This is a genomic window from Bradyrhizobium sp., assembly GCF_036009065.1.
Classification (GTDB): domain Bacteria; phylum Pseudomonadota; class Alphaproteobacteria; order Rhizobiales; family Xanthobacteraceae; genus Bradyrhizobium.
On the sequence record NZ_DASYMN010000101.1, the window covers coordinates 1 to 3094 of the forward strand.

The following is a 3094-nucleotide window of genomic DNA, read 5'->3' on the forward strand; positions in this document are numbered from 1 at the left end:
CGATGCACCGGCTTCAATCCGTCGCGCGCATCCGGCAGCGCCCGCGCCACGATCACGCTCATGGCGTAATCGAGGTAGGAGCGTTTCATCTCGTCGAGGATCGAAACGGGACGAATATCGGAAGGAGCCGGCGGCTCTCCGGGTTTTGTATCTTCAGTATCAGACAAGGGAAAATCCGTCGGTTTTTGTCTGGAATCATATAGCGCATGGGGGGTCAAAAAACCACCCCGAGCGGGTCCGGATGGGGGCTTTTTCCCTTCGTTTTTCCAGATACTTAGGCGGCTCTTCGTAGGGTGGTAAAGGCGCTCTTGCGCCGTGCCCACCATGATCTCTCCGGATGCAGATCGAATTGGTGGGCACGCCATCGGACGCGCGTTCGCGCGCCCGCCGGCTTTTGCCCACCCTGCCTATCTACTGGCCGAAAATAACGGCGTGCATGATCCGGCCCGGAACCAGCGTAAAGGCGCCTGCGATCACCAGCGCGCCGACGAAGATCGAGGTCATGGTCCAGCGGTGCGCATTCACCTTATGCCGGCGCGCCCGCCAGACCCCGAGCGGCAGCATCACCAGCGTGAAGATCGACAGCAGGTGGATCGGGCTCCATGGGCCCCACAGCCTGATGTGATGAATCCAGAACGCGCTGGCGGCCACGAATGCCATCAGCAAGACCCAGATCCAGCCAAGCGTGCGGTGGGGCAAGGTTCCCTTCGGCGCGGCCAGTTGCACGACGCCAAGCACAAACGCCACCATGGCCGCGAAAGCGTGCAGCGGGATCGCAGGCGCGGCGTCGAGCAGCGGCGCGAGGCTCATGGGCAAGGTCTCACGTTGCGGCCTCGTGTCCCGGACGCGGTGCAGCATTCTTCATGCCGCTCCGCAGAGCCGGGACCGTAATGAACATCGGCGCTTGTTGCGGCCCCGGCTCTGCAGCGCACCACGCCGTAAAGAACGGCGCGCTGCGCTGCGTCCGGGGCACGATCCCCTGCTAGAACGGAATATCGTCGTCCATGTCGCTGTTGCGGGCTCCTGCGCCAGCCGCCACGGCGCGGCGCGGCGCTCCACTGGTGGGGCCGCCCGACCCGAAATCTCCACCGGCATCGTCGGACCCGAAACCGCCGCCGCCGCCGCCGGCGCGATCCAGCATGGTCAGGGTGGAATTGAAATTCTGCAGCACGACTTCGGTCGAGTAGCGCTCGACGTTGTTCTGATCGGTCCATTTCCGGGTCTGCAACTGGCCCTCGATGTAGACCTTGGCGCCCTTTTTCAGGTATTGCTCGGCGATCTTGCACAGGCCTTCGCTGAAAATCACCACGCGATGCCACTCGGTCTTCTCCTTGCGCTCGCCGGTGTTCTTGTCGCGCCAGGTGTCCGAGGTCGCGATCCGCAAATTGGCGATCGGCCGTCCATCCTGGGTCCGCTTGATTTCCGGATCGGCGCCCAGATTGCCGATCAGAATGACCTTGTTGACCGAACCCGCCATCTCAAACTCTCCATCACCAGTACTTGCCTGAAAACACCCTACGCCTTCGCACTCGCGGCTGCGCGGGGCTGCGGGTAGTTGTCCACGCCCCAATATGGGTGGTCCCCGGGCAATTTACACTGTTCCCTTTTTGTTCTATCATACCCGCTGCCGCGAGGCAAGGATTTTTCGATCCGATTCGCCATTTCGAGACCCGAGCGACCCAGGCCGCAACAAACCGTTGATGGCTGCAACAGAGCACTGGAAATCGACCCGCGTTCTTCCTACGTTCCGAGTACTCCATCCATATGGCGGCAAGTCGCGGGATTCCGGCGACGCGCGCCCACGAGCGGCGCGCCCGAAGCGTCTGGAATTGCCGATCATGGACGAAATTCTGAAAGCAAAACGTCAGCAGACCGGGTCGGCGATGCGCGCCATCACCATCCGCGGCGCGCGCGAGCACAATCTGAAGAACGTCGATGTGGAAATTCCACGCGACAGACTGGTGGTGTTCACCGGCCTGTCCGGCTCCGGAAAATCCTCGCTGGCGTTCGACACCATCTATGCCGAGGGCCAGCGGCGCTATGTGGAATCCCTGTCGGCCTATGCGCGCCAGTTCCTGGAGATGATGCAGAAGCCGGACGTCGACCAGATCGATGGGCTGTCGCCCGCCATTTCCATCGAGCAGAAGACCACCTCGAAGAACCCGCGCTCGACCGTCGGCACCGTCACCGAGATCTACGATTACATGCGGCTGCTGTGGGCGCGGGTTGGCGTGCCCTATTCGCCGGCCACGGGCCTGCCGATCGAGAGCCAGATCGTGTCGCAGATGGTCGACCGCGTGCTGGCGCTCCCCGAGGGCACGCGGCTCTATCTGCTGGCGCCGGTGGTGCGCGGCCGCAAGGGCGAGTACCGCAAGGAGCTGGCGGAGTATCTGAAAAAGGGATTCCAGCGCGTCAAGATCGACGGCACCTTTCACGAACTCGCGGATGCTCCGGTGCTGGACAAGAAATTCCCGCACGACATCGACGTCGTGGTGGACCGCATCGTGGTGCGGCCGGACATCGGCCAGCGGCTGGCGGAGAGTTTTGAGACCGCGCTGAAGCTGGCGGAAGGGCTGGCGGTGATCGAATATGCCGATGCGCCGGTATCGTCATCACCCGTGCGCGCCGACGACGAAAAGAAAAAGACCGCAAAGATCCATGACAAGAGCGGACCCGAGCGCATCCTGTTCTCCGAAAAATTCGCCTGCCCGGTGTCCGGCTTCACCATTCCGGAAATCGAGCCGCGGCTGTTCTCGTTCAACAATCCCTATGGTGCCTGCCCGGAATGCGGCGGGCTCGGCGTCGAGCAGCATGTCGACGAAGAGCTGGTCATTCCCGACAAGGAATTGACGCTGCGCCGCGGCGCGATTGCGCCATGGGCGAAATCGTCCTCGCCCTATTACATCCAGACCCTGACCGCGCTCGGCAAATTCTACAAGTTCACATTGGAGACCAAGTGGAAGGATTTGCCGAAGAAGACGCAAGCCGCGATCCTGCATGGCTCCGGCGACGACGAGATAAAGGTCTCCTATGAAGACGGGGTGCGCTCCTACGACACCAAGAAACCGTTCGAGGGCGTCATCACCAATATCGA

At 62.1% G+C, this 3094-nt stretch carries 2 protein-coding genes and 1 pseudogene; 1 reads left to right on the forward strand and 2 read right to left on the reverse strand.

Going from position 1 to position 3094, the window contains the following annotated elements:
* Positions 1–411 precede the first annotated feature (411 nt).
* Complete coding sequence (locus VGP39_RS05910) at positions 412–810, reverse strand: DUF2306 domain-containing protein (RefSeq protein WP_327567170.1); 399 nt, start codon at positions 808–810, stop codon at positions 412–414.
* A gap of 172 nt (positions 811–982) precedes the next feature.
* Positions 983–1477: a single-stranded DNA-binding protein gene (locus tag VGP39_RS05915; protein ID WP_327567171.1), complete on the reverse strand. Its 495-nt coding sequence runs from the start codon at positions 1475–1477 to the stop codon at positions 983–985.
* Positions 1478–1838: 361 nt separating this feature from the next.
* Here VGP39_RS05915 and VGP39_RS05920 point away from each other — a divergent pair.
* A pseudogene (locus VGP39_RS05920) lies at positions 1839–3094 on the forward strand (excinuclease ABC subunit A); the annotation flags it as partial.